The 16,559-nt window shown below is 39.5% G+C and carries 16 protein-coding genes; 12 read left to right on the top strand and 4 right to left on the bottom strand.

Features of this window, described 5'->3' with window-relative positions:
- Positions 1-470 precede the first annotated feature (470 nt).
- The 7 genes from I2F31_RS12845 to polA all read left to right on the top strand — a co-directional run bounded on the left by I2F31_RS12845 (position 471) and on the right by polA (position 8,453).
- On the top strand, positions 471-1,337 hold the full coding sequence (locus tag I2F31_RS12845; protein ID WP_195773983.1) for an MlaA family lipoprotein: 867 nt from the start codon (positions 471-473) through the stop codon (positions 1,335-1,337).
- 52 nt (positions 1,338-1,389) lie between these two features.
- On the top strand, positions 1,390-2,358 hold the full coding sequence (locus tag I2F31_RS12840) for a PP2C family protein-serine/threonine phosphatase (RefSeq protein WP_195770014.1): 969 nt from the start codon (positions 1,390-1,392) through the stop codon (positions 2,356-2,358).
- 111 nt (positions 2,359-2,469) lie between these two features.
- A complete protein-coding gene (gene gigB / locus I2F31_RS12835) occupies positions 2,470-2,979 on the top strand; it encodes an anti-anti-sigma factor GigB (RefSeq protein WP_195770013.1) in 510 nt (169 codons plus the stop codon).
- 20 nt (positions 2,980-2,999) lie between these two features.
- Complete coding sequence (locus I2F31_RS12830; RefSeq protein WP_195773982.1) at positions 3,000-3,815, top strand: carbon-nitrogen hydrolase family protein; 816 nt, start codon at positions 3,000-3,002, stop codon at positions 3,813-3,815.
- A gap of 85 nt (positions 3,816-3,900) precedes the next feature.
- Positions 3,901-4,722, top strand: coding sequence for a hypothetical protein (locus tag I2F31_RS12825; RefSeq protein ID WP_195773981.1), 822 nt, complete (start codon positions 3,901-3,903; stop codon positions 4,720-4,722).
- Positions 4,723-4,730: 8 nt separating this feature from the next.
- Positions 4,731-5,597 (top strand): mechanosensitive ion channel family protein, encoded by an 867-nt coding sequence (locus I2F31_RS12820; RefSeq protein WP_195770010.1) that lies wholly within the window; start codon positions 4,731-4,733, stop codon positions 5,595-5,597.
- A 102-nt stretch (positions 5,598-5,699) separates the two neighbouring features.
- Positions 5,700-8,453 carry a DNA polymerase I gene (polA, locus tag I2F31_RS12815; protein ID WP_195773980.1) on the top strand — a complete coding sequence of 918 codons (2,754 nt, stop codon included), beginning with the start codon at positions 5,700-5,702 and terminating at the stop codon, positions 8,451-8,453.
- A 183-nt stretch (positions 8,454-8,636) separates the two neighbouring features.
- Here polA and I2F31_RS12810 read toward each other — a convergent pair whose 3' ends face one another.
- Positions 8,637-9,644, bottom strand: coding sequence for a metallophosphoesterase (locus I2F31_RS12810; RefSeq protein ID WP_323127588.1), 1,008 nt, complete (start codon positions 9,642-9,644; stop codon positions 8,637-8,639).
- A 147-nt stretch (positions 9,645-9,791) separates the two neighbouring features.
- Here I2F31_RS12810 and I2F31_RS12805 point away from each other — a divergent pair, with 147 nt between their 5' ends.
- Positions 9,792-11,321, top strand: coding sequence for a phospholipase D-like domain-containing protein (locus tag I2F31_RS12805; protein WP_228285163.1), 1,530 nt, complete (start codon positions 9,792-9,794; stop codon positions 11,319-11,321).
- Here the strand turns inward: I2F31_RS12805 and I2F31_RS12800 are convergent.
- Complete coding sequence (locus I2F31_RS12800) at positions 11,313-12,119, bottom strand: lysophospholipid acyltransferase family protein (RefSeq protein ID WP_407647894.1); 807 nt, start codon at positions 12,117-12,119, stop codon at positions 11,313-11,315. The two genes, I2F31_RS12805 and I2F31_RS12800, sit on opposite strands and share 9 nt — an antisense overlap.
- A gap of 145 nt (positions 12,120-12,264) precedes the next feature.
- Here I2F31_RS12800 and I2F31_RS12795 point away from each other — a divergent pair, with 145 nt between their 5' ends.
- From I2F31_RS12795 to I2F31_RS12780, 4 genes are all read left to right on the top strand, one after another.
- A complete protein-coding gene (locus tag I2F31_RS12795) occupies positions 12,265-12,402 on the top strand; it encodes a hypothetical protein (RefSeq protein WP_195770007.1) in 138 nt (45 codons plus the stop codon).
- Between the two features lie 72 nt (positions 12,403-12,474).
- Positions 12,475-13,809: a ribosome rescue GTPase HflX gene (hflX, locus tag I2F31_RS12790; RefSeq protein ID WP_195770006.1), complete on the top strand. Its 1,335-nt coding sequence runs from the start codon at positions 12,475-12,477 to the stop codon at positions 13,807-13,809.
- A 26-nt stretch (positions 13,810-13,835) separates the two neighbouring features.
- Positions 13,836-14,207, top strand: coding sequence for a hypothetical protein (locus I2F31_RS12785; RefSeq protein ID WP_195770005.1), 372 nt, complete (start codon positions 13,836-13,838; stop codon positions 14,205-14,207).
- Between the two features lie 18 nt (positions 14,208-14,225).
- Positions 14,226-14,891, top strand: a complete 666-nt coding sequence (locus tag I2F31_RS12780; protein WP_195770004.1) for an LrgB family protein — start codon at positions 14,226-14,228, stop codon at positions 14,889-14,891.
- On the opposite strand, the gene I2F31_RS12775 is transcribed toward I2F31_RS12780, so the two are convergent.
- Together I2F31_RS12775 and rsmA are read right to left on the bottom strand one after the other, a co-directional pair.
- On the bottom strand, positions 14,888-15,733 hold the full coding sequence (locus tag I2F31_RS12775; protein ID WP_323127589.1) for a symmetrical bis(5'-nucleosyl)-tetraphosphatase: 846 nt from the start codon (positions 15,731-15,733) through the stop codon (positions 14,888-14,890). The genes I2F31_RS12780 and I2F31_RS12775 overlap by 4 nt on opposite strands.
- A 1-nt stretch (position 15,734) precedes the next feature.
- The gene (rsmA, locus tag I2F31_RS12770; RefSeq protein ID WP_195770002.1) at positions 15,735-16,550 is read right to left on the bottom strand and encodes a 16S rRNA (adenine(1518)-N(6)/adenine(1519)-N(6))-dimethyltransferase RsmA; all 816 of its coding nucleotides are present in this window, start codon (positions 16,548-16,550) and stop codon (positions 15,735-15,737) included.
- Between the last annotated feature and the right edge of the window lie 9 nt (positions 16,551-16,559).

The following is a 16,559-nucleotide window of genomic DNA, read 5'->3' as shown; positions in this document are numbered from 1 at the left end:
CTCAATGATATTTTATTTCATATCAGTGATTAAACTTAGTAAAAATCCACACAAGTTGTTCTTCAATTCTATTAATGATCGTCTAACTGATTCGTCATCAGTAAGCTAGGTCGGCCATTCTACTCCGTTTCCAAAGTTTGTCAAATGCTTTTTAAAAGTTTTTTCTACTCCCTAACTAAACTCCCTTAACCAATCAATCTAAGACCTAAACCCTAAACTAATTAACTAAGATATTGTTTATTAAGAAGTTTCTTCCAACAGCACCGCCGATGGATACGCATTATAGACGAAACTAATCCCTTTGCAACCCCCTATAATAATTTTATGCGATTTTAATTATCAAGCGAATATTTTTTAAACAAAAGTGGAAGAATAAAGCATTTTATAAAGATTTATGATGTTTTTGCCCCATTTACAGATGCATGTTATAAACTAGAGACTATTCTTTGTGTTATTTTGGACTTAATGGCATGTATAATCGATCTGATAAAAAAATTAAAATATCTTTGCTCACATTATCATTATTTTTGTCATGTGCTAGCCATGCAGAAAGTACTTTAAATACCAGTAATAAAAGTAATCCGAAAAACTTGGCTATGGATCAACTAAGTCTGACTGAATCGGCACAAATGCAACTGAAGCACTTGGGAAGAACTTTGGCAGTAGATGCCAGTGCATCACAGCCAGATCACGTCAAAGACCCTTTTCAACCTTTAAACCGAAAGATTTATGTATTTAATAATGCCCTAGATAGTCATATATTACGTCCAATTGCTGTGCAATATAAAGAAAAAGTCCCTTCAGAGGTTCGTGGCTCTTACCGCTCTTTTCGTAACAATTTAGGTGAGCCTTGGAATGCGACGAATCAGATCATTCAATGGAAACCTTTAAAGGCATTAAAAACACTTGGTCGTTTTACTTTAAATACTTTAACAACTTTAGGACTGGCAGATCCCGCACAGCGTTTAAGCTTATCTTATGAAGATGAAGGCCTAGGCACCACTTTAGGCTATTACCATGTGCCATCTGGGCCTTATATCATGCTACCTTTTTTAGGGCCAAGTACTTTACGTGATAGTTTAGGCTGGGTTGTTGATCGACAAGCTCGCCCTCAAAAGTATATTTTTGAAGATCACGATGGTTTATATTGGACAGATACCGCATTGGGTGCCATTGATTTAAGAAGCTCTTTTCTAGATGTAGATGGCACACTACAAGGTGATAAGTACGCTGCATTACGCGATGCGTATTTGCAACGTAATAAATTTGTGATTGCCGAAAAACAAGGTAATCCTGATGAAGGTGTGTCTTTTGTCGATGATACAAATTCACCTTAGTTTTTAGGTAAATATCGTTATTTTGCTTATTAATTAGGTGTCATTACTATTTATGTACTTTATTCAGCCTTCTCGCACAGTGTCTCACCTTGATTTTGTTTTAAAGGCGTTACCTAATATTGCGATTATTTCCATTGAAGATCTGTCACAGTGTGATCCCAATATTGTGAGAATTGCTGATGTACATGATTTTTTAAAATATAAATGGCAAAGCCCAACTGTTGTGCTTGCCTTTGAGCATGAAGGCTCCGCTTTGGCAGAAGCTTGGCAAATGGGAGCATTGGCTGGATGGATTTGGCATAAAATCCCTCAACACCCCTTAGAACAACTGAGCAAAATTAATGCTCAGTATAAAAGAAATCAAGATAGTCGAGACCTGCCAACTGCTGCTATTTTACAAAAAAAGCTCTTACCCGATGCCATAGATATTCCCAACTATACAATTAATACCTTCTTCAAACCTTCAGCTTATTTATCTGGTGATTGGTATGATTATTGGAAAATTAGCGACAAGGAAGTGATTTTTTATTTAGCCGATGTCTCTGGACACGGCGTTGCAAGTAGCTTACTCACATCTTGGATGGCTGCTTTTCATGGCAGCTCTAAGCGACCAAGAGAATTAATTAAAAAGCTAAATGCCATGTTAATTCAAGAAGACATTGAAAAACACATCACCATGATCTCTGGTATTTTAAACTTCGAAACACATACACTCCGTTGGTCTAGTGCAGGACATTATCCACCTGCGATTTTATTTAATGGCACAAATCAACCCACCGTTTTAAACACAAGTAGCTTTGCCTTAGGCTTAACAGAAGAGTTAGATATTGAAGAGTTTGAATGTGTATTAGCTAAAAATTCTCGTTTTATTGTTTGCTCTGATGGCATATTAGAGGCATTTGACGGTGGGTTAAATGAACAGTTCAAACAATTGGTCAAACAGCTCGAATATGGTGATTTTGTTGCACCAGATCACGTTGTTGATGATATGGCAATGTTGACGATTATTCGAGAAAAATAATTATATATCAAAAACTTAACATATAGCATCTGACTTTAATATATCCCCCTCTTGAGTATCTGTATAGGCTGTGGGATAATTACCTAATCCTTCTCAAGAAATGGCATATATATGTCAACAGGTCATGTTGAATATGCGAGCTTAAATGGTACTCACTTTTTCAAAATTATTGGAGAAGTACGTGCACAGTCTTGTATAAGCCTCGACAAACTATTGGGTAAGATTGAGCAACAATCTACAAATATTGTGAGTGCTGTTGTAGATCTCACACAAACCACTTTTATTGATAGTACTGTGCTTGGTATTTTAGCAAAGCTAGGTATTAAGTTAAAACAAAAGCATGCGATACAAAGTGTGATGCTTTCGACTAACCCAGATATTACCACTTTGGCAAATAGCATGGGACTTGGGCAGGTATTTGCAATTTTAACCTGTAATGAAGAAACCAATGTCTGTACTAAAGTTTTACCAGATAATGATTTAACACAAAAATCTATGCTCACGACTGTATTAGATGCACATAAGACCTTATGCCAACTGAACAGTAGTAATAAAAATGTATTTGAGCCTTTAGTCAAACAATTAGAAAAAGAACAAGATGCATTAAAATGTAGCCATTAAAACTTTATAGGATTTTGAGTATGGCACTCCTTTCTGTTGCACAAATGACATCTCAAAATGTGATTGAAGATAATTTATCTCACGTTAAAGATTTAGTGCTGGCTTGCCAGGCTCAAGGCTCTCAGCTATTGGTTTTACCGGAAAACTTTGCGTGTTTTGCACCAGGTCAACAAAGAGAAACGGCGGCTCAGTTTGAGTATATTCAATCTTATTTAGAACAGTTATCACATACATCTCAAATCTGGATTGTGGCAGGTACAATTCCCTGCCCGTTTCGTCCAAATGGCGATATTGTGCCTGATGGTAAAGTACGTACAACAAGTTTATGTATTTCACCTGAGGGAACCGTTGCACGTTACGATAAAATTCATTTATTTGATGTCATCGTAAACGATGCAATTGGTGGCTACCAAGAATCTGCCCAGTTTGAAGCAGGTGACGAAATTGTCGTAGCTAGGACACCATTTGGTCATCTGGGTTTAATGGTCTGTTACGATTTACGTTTTCCTGAACTGGCTTTGGCTTTACGCAAGCAAAATGCAGATTTTCTCACAGCACCGGCCGCCTTTACTTTTTTAACAGGTCAAGCACATTGGCAAATATTGCTAAAAGCACGTGCCATTGACACACAATGTGCGGTTCTTGGTGCAGCACAGCAAGGCTTACACGGCGAAAAACGTGAAACATGGGGGCATGCGGGTATTGTCAACGCCTATGGCAAACTGTTATGTGAAGTAACAACTGCGGGTAACCATGTGGCTCATGCTGAAATTGACCTCACAGCACAGCAATCTATTCGCTATAATATGCCACTGATGCAACATCGTCGTTTATAAATAATATTACTTTTCATTTTAAGCACTGTATACACTACTTATTTTTCATATATGCTACAGATAGATAAATTTAAATGGGGTTGCTGTGAGCATTGATTCTACACAAGACAATCAAGCTTCTGAAGGGTCTTTTTGGTGGGGGGAATATCTCTTTGACATAGATATACCTAGAACGTGGCAATTCGGCTCTCTCATTTTGCGTATTACTCGCCACGCTCAAGAATGGCGTATGGAATATCATCGACCATTTGTTCAACATGATGATGAAATGGGTTGGCATGAAATTTTAGACCCAGCATTTACTTTACCTGAGCCTGTGCATATTGAACGCTATATGTTTAGAAAAACACAGCCTCAATTACAACTAATGCCTAAGCTTGCAGATCACTCTGTGATCATACACCCTGTTGAACCCATTTATGTACCTGCGGGGCAAAAAGGGTTACTCTACGTTACGACACCTCTTTGGATTGTTGGTTTTGCTGAAGGGCAAGAAGAGCCTTTATTTGACATGCCAATTATACAACCTAAAGAAACATGGTTTGGGCCAGACACACGCAAAGGTGAATTGTGTTATGCAACAGAGGTTAATGGGCGTACAGATTTAGAAAAATTAAGACATAATTTATTTAGAGCAGTGACACCCGTTATTTTTCAGAATACCAGTCATGAACAACTGCGTTTTGATCGAATGAATGTCCCTATTGTCGCATTACCTTTATTTTATAGTGAAAGCACCAACCGTTTGTGGACATCACATATTAAAGTTGTACATGATTCTTCAGAAAGGCTTCCTCGTATTAAAATAGAAAACCGTACCCCTCCTCATGCAGGTGAAGTCATGTATATGCATGCACCCAGATCACCTGGAGGTGTTTTATTTAACATGTTTGACTCATTTTTCTAGGCAAAATAATGGATAAAACACAAATTCCACAAGATCTTATCTCTAGTATTAAGGCTTTATTTACCTCATTTAGCTTAGACCGCGTCAGTGAGTTATTTATTGCTGTTTTACTGTGTGCAATTGGCTTTATCAGTGCCCGACTGGTGTCGAATATGTTTATTCGTACCGTTGGTTTACGTTTTAACGCACATCAACGCATGGTTTGGCGACGCGGTATTTTTTATGTCATTTTTGTCTTTTTTATTATTGCTGCATTGAAAGAAGCGGGCTTTAAAGTCAGTATTTTCCTTGGTGCTGCAGGTATTTTAACCGTTGCTTTAGGTTTTGCCTCACAGACATCTGTTACCAACATTATTAGTGGTCTATTTTTAATTGGTGAGGGTTCTTTTGAAGTCGGTGATATGGTTCAAATGTCTTTGCTTCGTGGTCAAATTATTGAGGGTGAAGTCATATCCATTGACTTGTTGTCTGTAAAGTTACTAACCTTAGACAATACTTATATTCGTGTACCGAATGAACAACTGATTCGAATACCTGTTTATAATATGTCTAAATACCCCATTCGGCGTATTCCACTATCCATTCCTATTTCATTCCAAGAAGATTTAAGCAAAGTACGTAAAGTTCTTATTTCTACTGCATTTCACCACCCATTAATTTTAGATGATCCAAAACCTCACATGGCCGTGACAGAATTTGCAGAATCTTTTATACAACTGACTTTTTTTGTGTGGTGCCACCAAAGTCACTATGGGCAAGTGAAAGATGAAATTTTAGAACGAATTCGTAATAACTTCATTGAGCATAATATTGAAATTCCTGTACCTAAAATTGGTTTTGTGCAAGAACCTTTAGCCGACATGAACGTAAAATAAGAATTGAGTATTGGCTTTATTACGTCAATCTGTGTACTAAGCCTGCCTCTGAACAGTTTTTTAACGTAAAATAGCCTCAGATTTTATTGAGGAAGTTTTGCTATGTCACCATTTGTTTTAGTTGATGGGTCTTATTTTTTGTTTCGGGCATATCATGCACTTCCTCCACTCACCACATCTACAGGGTTACATACCAATGCCATTCGTGGGGCAATTTCTGCCATCCAAAAACTCATGCGTCGTACCCAACCCACCCACATGGCCGTGATTTTTGACACGCCCGAGCCAACTTTTCGTCATACGCTCTCGCCTATTTATAAAGGCAATCGTCCAAGTATGCCAGAAGAACTGGCAGAGCAAATTCCCTACTTGCATGCCATCATTCGTGCATTAGGCATTCCACTGTACAGCCTTCCAGGTGCAGAAGCAGATGATATTATTGGTACACTCACTAAACAGGCCGAACGTGAAAATCAACAGGTTTTGATTTCTACAGGCGATAAAGACATGGCACAGCTGGTCAATGAAAATGTCAAACTTGAAGATAGTTTCAAAGAGCGTGTACTCGATGTGGACGGCGTTTTCGAAAAGTTTGGCGTATGGCCTCACCAAATTATAGATTACTTAACCCTCATGGGCGATGCATCTGACGGCATTATGGGTGTACCCGGTGTAGGACAAAAAACAGCGGCTAAACTACTCACTGAATATGGCACTATTGGTGGCATTTTAGAAAATGTAGATAAAATTAAAAGCCGTGTGGGTAAAAACTTGGTTGAATATGCCGATGGTATTGCACTCGACCATCAGTTGGCCAGTATTGTTTGCGATTTAGACTTAGCTATTGAGTGGGACGATTTAAAGTTACAACCACAAAATAACAATGAATTACGTAAGCTATATACTGAACTTGAATTTCGTAATCAGCTTCAGTCCTTAGATCATCCCAATAATCCGAATACGAAAAGTTATCAACAACAGCAAAATGTTGCTGTGAACCAAGAACAAAACACAGGCCTCGACCAAGCAACGCAAAGTAGTCAAGATGATCTACTAGGCAAGGCAATCTATCATACGGTACTCACCACAGAAGACTGGGAAAAGCTATTTGCACGCATGCAAACGGCCAAACAATTTGCTATTGATACTGAAACTACATCTTTAGATTACCGTTTAGCAGAAATGGTTGGTTTTTCAATTGCATTTGATGCAAAAGATGCCTACTACGTGCCGTTTACCCATGACTATGAAGGCGCACCGCAACAACTTGACCGAGACATGGTCTTGGCACAAATTAAACCCATCATTGAAAATAAACAGGTGAAGAAGATTGGTCACCACCTCAAATATGATGCTCATATTTTTGCCAATCATGGGATTACACTACAAGGTTGGTACTTTGATACTATGCTGGCATCTTATGTACTCAACTCAACAGCCACACGTCATGGCATGGATGATGTTGCTCGTTTATACCTCAGCCATTTAAGTACGACATTTGAGCAAATTGCAGGAAAAGGCGCAAAGCAAAAAACTTTCAATCAAATTGAACTCGAAACCGCGGCTCACTATGCGGCCGAAGATGCACACGTAACTTATCGTCTATATGAAGTGTTGCATGAAAAATTACAGGCATCAGCTGAGTTAAGTCAAATTTTACATCAAGTCGAAATGCCTGTGGCTGCCGTGTTAACGCAAATGGAAGAACGTGGTGTACAGCTTGACCCTGTATTTTTAGAAAAATTAAGTACTGAGTTTTCTAAAACCATTCATTCACTTGAAGAGCGCGCTATAGAAATTGCAGGCGAAAGCTTTAATGTGGCATCGCCTAAACAAGTTGGTGAGGTCTTATTTGATAAACTCACCATTAAAGGAGGTAAAAAGACAGCTTCAGGGCAATATAGCACCAGTGAAAGTGTCCTTGAAAAAATTGAGCATCCAATTGCTGAAATTATTTTAGAACACCGTAGCCTGTCAAAACTCAAAAGTACCTATACAGATCGTTTGGTAGAGCAAGCACATAATGACACTTTACGTGTACATACCAGCTATCATCAGGCAGTAACCACGACAGGGCGTTTGTCATCTTCTGATCCGAACTTACAAAATATTCCTATTCGCAGTGACATTGGCCGTCAGATTCGCAAAGCCTTTGTCGCACCTGTCGGAAAAACGATAATTGCTGCCGATTACTCTCAAATTGAATTGCGCCTCATGGCACATTTTTCACAAGATGAAGCACTCATTGATGCGTTTCACCAAGGGCAAGATATTCATAAGCGTACTGCAGCAGAAGTACTCGGCATTGCACTAGATGATGTGACATCAAACCAGCGCCGTCAGGCCAAAGCCGTCAACTTCGGTCTACTTTATGGTATGTCTGAGTTTGGATTGACCCGCCAACTTGGTTTTACCCGTGAAGAGTCTAGAGATTATATTAAACAGTATTTTCATCGCTACCCAGGCATTTACGAGTACATGCAAAAAACCAGACAGTTGGCACTTGAACAAGGTTTTGTAGAAACTGTACTTGGGCGACGTTTGTACACACCAGATATTAATGCACGCAACGTAATGATTAGAAAAGGGGCAGAACGTGCAGCGATTAATGCACCGCTACAAGGCAGTGCCGCTGACCTGATTAAACTGGCCATGATTGAAGTTGAAAAACAACTGCCCAAAGATCAGATTAAACTTCTGCTACAAGTCCATGATGAATTAATTTTTGAAGCGAATAGTGATGCAGCCGATATGCTGATTCCTGAAATTTCTCGCATCATGTCATCTGTACACCCATTACTTGTACCGCTAGATGTAGATGTTGGCCATGGACGAAACTGGGATGAAGCCCACTAAATGAGAATTTAGTGCAACAAAATATTGCAAAAAGATGCATCATCAATTTCATCTGCTAGTATCTAAATATGCCATCAAGCAATGCTGGCATAGTGCAAAACCTAATCTACGTTTGGTTTACTGAGTCCCTCCAGTCAGTAAACCTATAGGTCGCTCTTTTAATGATTTAAAAGGGCGTTTTTTTTAAGATACGCATATGATGTCAATGGTTGGCGGTACACGAAAACGAAAAGGTACACCAACCATACCTGTACCAACCGTCACATACACATCTGCATGCTCATGTTGATATAAACCACGCTTATGCCCTAAACGAGATTTATTTTTCATCATGTTATTGGTAAACCACGGAATTTCAACTTGACCACCGTGGGTATGACCCGACAACATCAGTGCTTTATATGCAAGTTTCGGGACCATATCTACCGTATCTGGGTTATGTGACACAATAATATAGGGTTTGTCTTGTGGTAACTGTGCAATAAACTGCATGTCTGCTTTACCCGCCCAGAGGTCACCTACACCAACCAACCTGAAATGATCAAACTCAATCACTTGTTGCTCAATGTCTATAATATTGTGCTCAGATAATGCAGACTTAAGTAAGGCCAAAATAGGCGGGCCTGGATAGGTTTCATCATGATTCCCATTCACAGAGTACACAGGCATATCTAGCTGTTGGAAAGCGACTAAATGATCTGCCAAATGATGGGTTGGCTCATATGTCCAATCACCTGCAACCACGACAATGTCTGGTTTCTCGGTTTGAATCCGTTCAACAATCATTTGAATTTGTTTTTTTGCCCCTGAAAACAGGCCAACATGCAAATCTGCAATCAGTGCAATTTTTAAAGGTGTCGTATTTTTTTGATCTGTTAAATCATAATCTGTGTACTTCACCACTAAAGTTCGGGGCTCTATAAACCGAGCATACCCGAGCCACAGTGTCAGTATTAAACCAATGCCCGCCCCCCACCATGACAATGCACCACGACTCCATACCAACAACAACATGAAAAATAAAGGAAATAACAGATAACTCAAATACCATACCAGTAAATGTATAAATGACTTTATCGGTTGTGTTGTTAGCGTTTTAGACTGGCTATACCATGACATGGCAACAGCCCAAATCACCAACACAGCAAAAATGATATAAAATATTTGAAAAAACAAACTAGAATCCAACACACTTTACCTCAGATCAGGGTAAATTAAGTTTACGCTAGACATATACATGACCCACCATAGGTTTACTTTAACAATATGACGTATAGACCGACTTTATCGACACTTCAAAAAACTGCCGTACGAAGCATATACACCCTTGGTCTTTTAATGAGTCTTAGTGCATGTAGCACATTACCACCTGCTAGAGTATCAAAAGCAGTCTATAGTACCGATTTTGATACCTCTCAAACCCAACTTTCACAACTTGTTACCCCACTCAAACAAAGTCATGCTGGCCTTACAGGATACCATCTTTTATTTGATCCTTTAGAAGCAATTGCAGCACGGTTAAACCTGATTAACAAAGCACAAAAAACGCTCGACTTGCAATACTATATTTGGGACAACGACAAAATTGGGGCTTTAGCACTCTATGAAATTATTCAAGCGGCAGACCGTGGTGTTAAAGTCAGGCTTCTGATTGACGACAACAATGCCAAAGAAATGGAAGGTATTTTCTTGGCATTAAGCCAACATGCCAATATTGAAGTCAAACTATATAACCCATATAAATTTAGAAACTTACGTGCACTCGATATTGTGCTTGACTTAAAGCGTGTCAATCGCCGTATGCATAACAAAAGTTTTGTAGTTGACCAGAGTATCGCTTTGATTGGTGGGCGAAATATGAGTAATCAATACTATTACACCAGTGATAACTACCAATTTTCAGACTTAGATGTGGTTTTGGTTGGACAAGCAGTCAATGATATTAGTCATTCATTTGATGAATACTGGAATGACTCTTATGCCTACCCTGTACAGCAAATTGTAAACCCTAACCAACATTTACTACGCTATGACAGCCTAAAAAAACAGCTCACCGCACATTATGAAAAAGTAGGGGTACAAAACTACTTAGACCTCGCAAACCATTCCCACGCCTTTGACCAATGGCTATACCATGAACTAGATTTAGATTGGGTTAAAGCAAAAGTCGTTTACGACAACCCCAGAAAAATACATGACCAAGCCAAACCCCAAGACTACTTAGAAAGCCAATTGGCAAACTATTTAGAAAAACCCAAAGAAAATTTAGATATTGTCTCTGCTTATTTTGTGCCAGAAAAAACAGGCGTGAATCTACTAAGCAACATGGCACAGCAAGGCGTGAAAGTAAGAGTACTCACCAACTCATTTAAAGCCAATGACGTTTGGCTAGTGCATGCCTTTTACCAAAAATATAGAACGGACTTACTCAAAAATGGCGTACAACTATATGAATTTTTACCTACTTTAAGTGATAAAGCCCTCAAAGCGTATACCAAAAATGTTTCTCGTGATACTAAAATCAGTTTAAAAACCTTAAGTAGATCGAGCCTACATGCCAAAATGATGGCAGTAGATAAACAAGTCTTTATTGGTTCGTTTAACTTAGACCCAAGATCAGCAAAACTCAATGCTGAAATTGGCGTGTTACTTTATAGTCAGCCATTGGCACAAGAAATTCACCAAACGCTATCTAAAGACATTAATAGCTACAGCTACAAACTCACATTAACACCAGACCAAAAAATCACATGGATCACAGATACCCCTCAAGGCCAAATCAACTACTTGAGTGAACCAAGTATGCAGTGGTGGCAAAAAGGGGGCTTAAAAATGATTTCTTGGCTTCCGATAGAGGGCTTAATGTAATACTTGCTCATGTAATGTGTTTAGGCCCTGACGCATTGTCGCATCTACAGCAGCAGTTAAACTTTCTAAATTATGACCTTGTACAGAAATTGCAGGCATAAACATCACATGGGCAGTCACTTTTTGCATCTCTAATACTTTTTGCAAATGCTCCGCCATCGTGACATCACCATAATACGGTGCGATTTGATCTAACTGCCCTTCTTGATTGACATAACAGATCAAAGCCACTTGCACAGGTTTTTCAGCCGCTAAGGCTGCACCTAAAATACGTCCATGAATACGTTGAATTTTGGTACCGTCGGAAGTCGTTGCTTCAGGGAAAAACAGGACAGGAATATCTTGTTTTAAAAATGTGGTGATTTGTTCACGTACTTTATTCGAGTCACCTGAACCACGTTTAATAAACAATGTACCACCACTTTTAGCCAGTTGTCCCACAATTGGCCATGTACCAATTTCAGCTTTGGCTAAAAAAAACACCCGTGCGCTTGAACCCAATACCAAAATATCTAACCAAGACACATGGTTACTTGCCCATAATGCCGTTGCTTTACGGTCAACTTGGCCATGTACTTGCACACTCAGATTAAAAACATCGCACATTTTTCGGCAAAACCACTGAATATACTTGGTATTTTCAGGGTTGTTGGGTGATTTATACAGTTGATTTTTATAGACAACAAAAAATCCTTCCCCCATAACAGTCACGCCATGACCAGCTTTTTTTCCATAAAGAAAAGCACGAGCCACATTTCGCTTTCCCGAATCGAGTACATTTTGTATTTTATTCATCATAATTGGGACACATTATCAACAAAGGGCTTTTTTGAGTGTTATTGACCTATCATTCAAACAATCGAATAAAACTATTATATTTTCCAATTTTATTTAATTGTTCAATTTCAATAAAATAAGTTTATTAAAGATAGGAGCAAAAGTTATGAATACTGTAAATCATACCGCCGAAAAAATGAAGCCAGACAATGCCATGTATCAGTTAAAAATTATTGCGGGTTGTTCTATATTGTATGTTGGTTCATTTTTGCTGGTTTGCAAAATATTTTCAACAATTTTATAAGTGTATTGTTTACCACCTAATGCTACACTTTTTAACTTGTGTACAGTTTAATTTAGGTAGGTAACTCAATCCGTGGAATATTTTGATCGGCATGAAGGCGGCGAACGAGCCATACTCGTTCATGTTAGCGTACAAATATTACAAGACCTTGACGCAGAAGAGTTTCAACTGCTCGCACAATCTGCAGGTGCAGACATTTTAGAACAAATTACGGCCCAGCGACAAAAGCCAGACCCGAAACTGTTTATTGGTTCAGGTAAAGCTGAAGAGATTGCAGAACGCGTACAATCTCTTGAAGCAGAACTGGTCATTTTTGACCATGCTCTGTCACCTGCACAAGAACGAAACCTTGAAAAAGTCTTTAAATGCCGCGTCATTGACCGTACGGGTCTTATTCTAGATATCTTTGCCCAACGTGCTAGAACCCATGAAGGTAAACTACAAGTTGAACTTGCACAGCTCGAACATCTATCCACACGTCTTGTCCGAGGTTGGACGCACTTAGAACGACAAAAAGGTGGTATTGGCTTACGTGGCCCGGGTGAATCACAACTCGAAACTGACCGTCGTTTACTACGTGTACGTATGGGGCAACTCAAAGACAAACTCGACAAAGTCCGTCAAACCCGTGTGCAAGGCCGTGCTGCCCGTCAAAAAGCAGCCATTCCAACCGTATCTATTGTCGGCTACACCAACGCAGGAAAATCGACCCTATTTAATATTTTAGCGCAAAGTGATGTCTACGCAGCAGATCAACTGTTTGCCACCCTTGACCCAACTTTACGGCGTTTAACATGGGATGGTATTGGGGCTTTAGTACTTGCAGATACCGTAGGTTTCGTACGTGATTTACCGCATGCATTGGTCGAATCTTTCAAAGCCACGCTTGAAGAAACCCTTGAAGCGACCTTGCTACTACATGTGATTGACAGCAGTAGCCCTGAAATGATGGAGCAAATTGATGCTGTAGAAAAAGTGCTTAAAGAAATTGGAGCAGACATTCAAACCTTGCGGATCTACAACAAAATTGACCAAAGTGCAGAAGAGGCCAAAATCATTTATGCCAAACCGCACTTACCTGAACGTGTTTATGTGTCTGCACATAGTGGACAAGGCTTAGACCTACTCAAGCAAGCGGTACAAGAGTCTTTACTTGGTCATAGACAGCAGTTTGAACTGACAATTCAACCGCAATATGGTAAGCTCAAAACACAATTATATGACTTAAATGTCATACAAAATGAACATTACGATGACTTCGGCAACCTCATTTTAAATATTGTCATTGCACCGCAGAAACTTGAAGAAATCATCAAAAAACTGCATTTACCACTCGAAGATATTTTAGGTGAGCAAGCACAACAATTTGAAAGACCACTCGAAGCATTTGAAAAAGAAATGTCTTAGCATCATTTTTCTAGAGCAAATCATCAATGCAAAAACGAAGTACCATTGATTGGCCCGCATGGATTGTCAACATACTACTGATTGTGCTGTTTCGTGAAGTTGCTGTGTGGATTATGACGCAACTTCATCATCCCGAATTAGGTAACTTACTGGGTTTAATCAGCTTACTTATCTGTATGGCACTATGGCGAAAGTTTAAACAATCGCCTCTGCGTGTGGTCGATACCAACAATAAAATCATGAAAGAAAGTGCTTTTGCATTTTTACCCATCTGTGCAGGGGCTTTAATCACCCTTATGCATATGGGAAAACAAACGCCCGTATTTCTACTCATCTTATTTGTAAGTACACTTGTACCGCTATGGGTGTATGCGCACATTTCAAAACGCTTTTTATAAAAATCTAAAGGAACACTCGTGATTATTTACAGTTTTGCGATCACTCTAATTGCATATCTTGTCGCAAAGGGCATCAGTATTTATCTGCCTCGCATTCCTGTGATTGTCACCAGTATGTGTTTGGTCGTCGTATTTTTATATGTATTGCGTGTACCTTACGAGATCTATGCTACGAGTACACAAAATATCTTTAACCACCTACTTGGTTATGCCACTGTGGCACTGGCCATTCCTTTAGCCACCATGCGTTATGATGACTTAGCACTAAAACCTCTGGTTGGCATTTTAAGTTTTGCCAGCTTAAGTGCTGTCAGCTTACCCATGATTTTAGCCTATTTATTTCACTTATCTGAACCAACAATTTTAGCCTTTGCCACACGTGCTGTGACCACTCCAATTGCACTTAACATTGCAGCTTTAATTGGCTCGCCTGTGTCTATGGTCAGTTTGATTGTGATTTTATCAGGTTTAATTGGCGGTGGCTTTGCATCAGTCATACTCAGAAATGTACATGATGAACGTGCTGTTGGTTTAGCTTTAGGTCTAGCTGCACATGCCATTGGTACAGTGCAAGCATGGCAACGCAGTCCTGTTGCAGGGCGTTACGCCGCTTTTGGCATGGCAGTAAACGGCGTATTCACAGCCATTTGGCTACCACTTGCCTTCTCTTTAATTCATGGCTAAATATGAGTAACTGGGTTAGGGACTGAAAAAACCAGCCCATCTTCTAAACGATGTGCAATTAAACGATTTCCCCACACACAACCACCATCGACATTATGTACTAACGCCTGATGAGTCTGCCCTTCTAATGCAGCCCAATGCCCAAAGAATATCTGCTGTCGGTCTTGGCCTGTGCTATGATGTTCAAACCACGGCATAAACCCATCTGGCATAGGATCAGATAAGCTTTCTTTAAAACTAAACTCAAGCGTACCATCGTGAGCAATTAAACGCATACGGGTCAGATAATTCACAATCACCCGAAAACGATCTTCACTCATTAAGTCATCTGACCAAAGATTTGGCTTTTTCCCATACATTTGGGCTAAAAAAAGATCGACTTTATGCCAATCTTGATCTTGCAAAATGACTTCTACCTCATGCGCATAGGCCTGCGCCTGTGTGATTGACCAAATATGAGGAATACCTGCATGGGTCATCACAGTATTTTCATTTAAACGTAAAAATAACGGTTGCTGACGTAACCAATCCATTAACTCTAATGCATCATCTGCACGCAAGACATCATCAATACGGTCTTTTTTATTGATTTTCTTTAAACCCCTAGCACAGGCTAAAAGGGTTAAATCATGATTACCCAATACTGTTGCTGCACAGCCTTGCATGACCAATGTTTTAATCAAACGCAGTGCAGACAACGAGTCTTCACCACGTGCAACCAAGTCACCTGTAAACCACAAAAAGTCTTGTGATGGATCAAATGCAATCTCATCAAGCAATAATAACAATGCTTGATAACACCCTTGTACATCACCGATCACATAATTCGACTTTTTCATGATATTAAGCCGCAAGCATTTGATCTGAAAGCGCCACAAATTCTGCCAATGTCAACGTTTCAGGTCGTGCCATAGGGTTAATGCCTGTAGCTTCAAAGGCATTTTCAGACAGCATACCTTTTAAACTATTACGTAAAGTCTTACGGCGTTGCGTAAATACATGTGCCACCAAACGCGCCAAAGCTTTTTCATTTTTAGCCACCAATGGCTTAGTTTCGTATGGCACAAGACGAAAAACTGCACTGGTCACTTTAGGCGGTGGATTAAATGAACCCGGTGGGACTTCAAATAAAAAACTTGCTTTGCTGTAATACTGAATCATGACCGACAAACGACCATATTCTTTGGTATTTGGCTCAGCAGTAATACGGTCAACCACCTCTTTTTGCAACATGAAGTGCATGTCTTTAATGTTGCCACCAAAGGTTAAAAGGTGAAAAAGTAGTGGTGTTGAAATGTTATATGGCAAGTTACCCACAATACGCAATGGCTTTTCAGGCTGAAATAGCGTTGAAAAATCATACTTTAATGCATCAGCTTCAATAATCGTTAAACGCTCAGGATGAGGTACCCGCCCCGGTAAGCCTGCGGCTAAATCTCGGTCTAACTCAACAACTGTGAGTGCATCACACTCACCAATCAGTGGCGAAGTTAAAGCGGCTAAACCTGGGCCAATTTCAACAATATTTTCACCATCTCTTGGGTGTACTGCACGTACAATTTTTGCAATCACACGCTGATCGTGTAAAAAGTTTTGCCCAAAGCGTTTTCTTGCCTGATGCCCTTCTTCTTTTGGGTTCAAGGCATTAATCTGATACATATATAAATT

Origin of the sequence: Acinetobacter rathckeae (assembly GCF_015627125.1) — a bacterium.
Classification (GTDB): Bacteria; Pseudomonadota; Gammaproteobacteria; order Pseudomonadales; family Moraxellaceae; genus Acinetobacter; species Acinetobacter rathckeae.
The sequence above is the reverse complement of the archived record's forward strand: the minus strand, read 5'-3'. Positions and strand labels throughout refer to the sequence as shown.

Coding starts and splice junctions, on each gene's coding strand:
- gigB (WP_195770013.1), top strand. CDS start 2,470: ATGTCAACAGGTCATGTTGAATATGCGAGCTTAAATGGTACTCACTTT.
- rsmA (WP_195770002.1), bottom strand. CDS start 16,550: ATGTATCAGATTAATGCCTTGAACCCAAAAGAAGAAGGGCATCAGGCA.
- I2F31_RS12845 (WP_195773983.1), top strand. CDS start 471: ATGTATAATCGATCTGATAAAAAAATTAAAATATCTTTGCTCACATTA.
- I2F31_RS12805 (WP_228285163.1), top strand. CDS start 9,792: ATGAGTCTTAGTGCATGTAGCACATTACCACCTGCTAGAGTATCAAAA.
- I2F31_RS12785 (WP_195770005.1), top strand. CDS start 13,836: ATGCAAAAACGAAGTACCATTGATTGGCCCGCATGGATTGTCAACATA.
- I2F31_RS12800 (WP_407647894.1), bottom strand. CDS start 12,119: ATGATGAATAAAATACAAAATGTACTCGATTCGGGAAAGCGAAATGTG.
- I2F31_RS12840 (WP_195770014.1), top strand. CDS start 1,390: ATGTACTTTATTCAGCCTTCTCGCACAGTGTCTCACCTTGATTTTGTT.
- I2F31_RS12795 (WP_195770007.1), top strand. CDS start 12,265: ATGAATACTGTAAATCATACCGCCGAAAAAATGAAGCCAGACAATGCC.
- polA (WP_195773980.1), top strand. CDS start 5,700: ATGTCACCATTTGTTTTAGTTGATGGGTCTTATTTTTTGTTTCGGGCA.
- I2F31_RS12830 (WP_195773982.1), top strand. CDS start 3,000: ATGGCACTCCTTTCTGTTGCACAAATGACATCTCAAAATGTGATTGAA.
- I2F31_RS12820 (WP_195770010.1), top strand. CDS start 4,731: ATGGATAAAACACAAATTCCACAAGATCTTATCTCTAGTATTAAGGCT.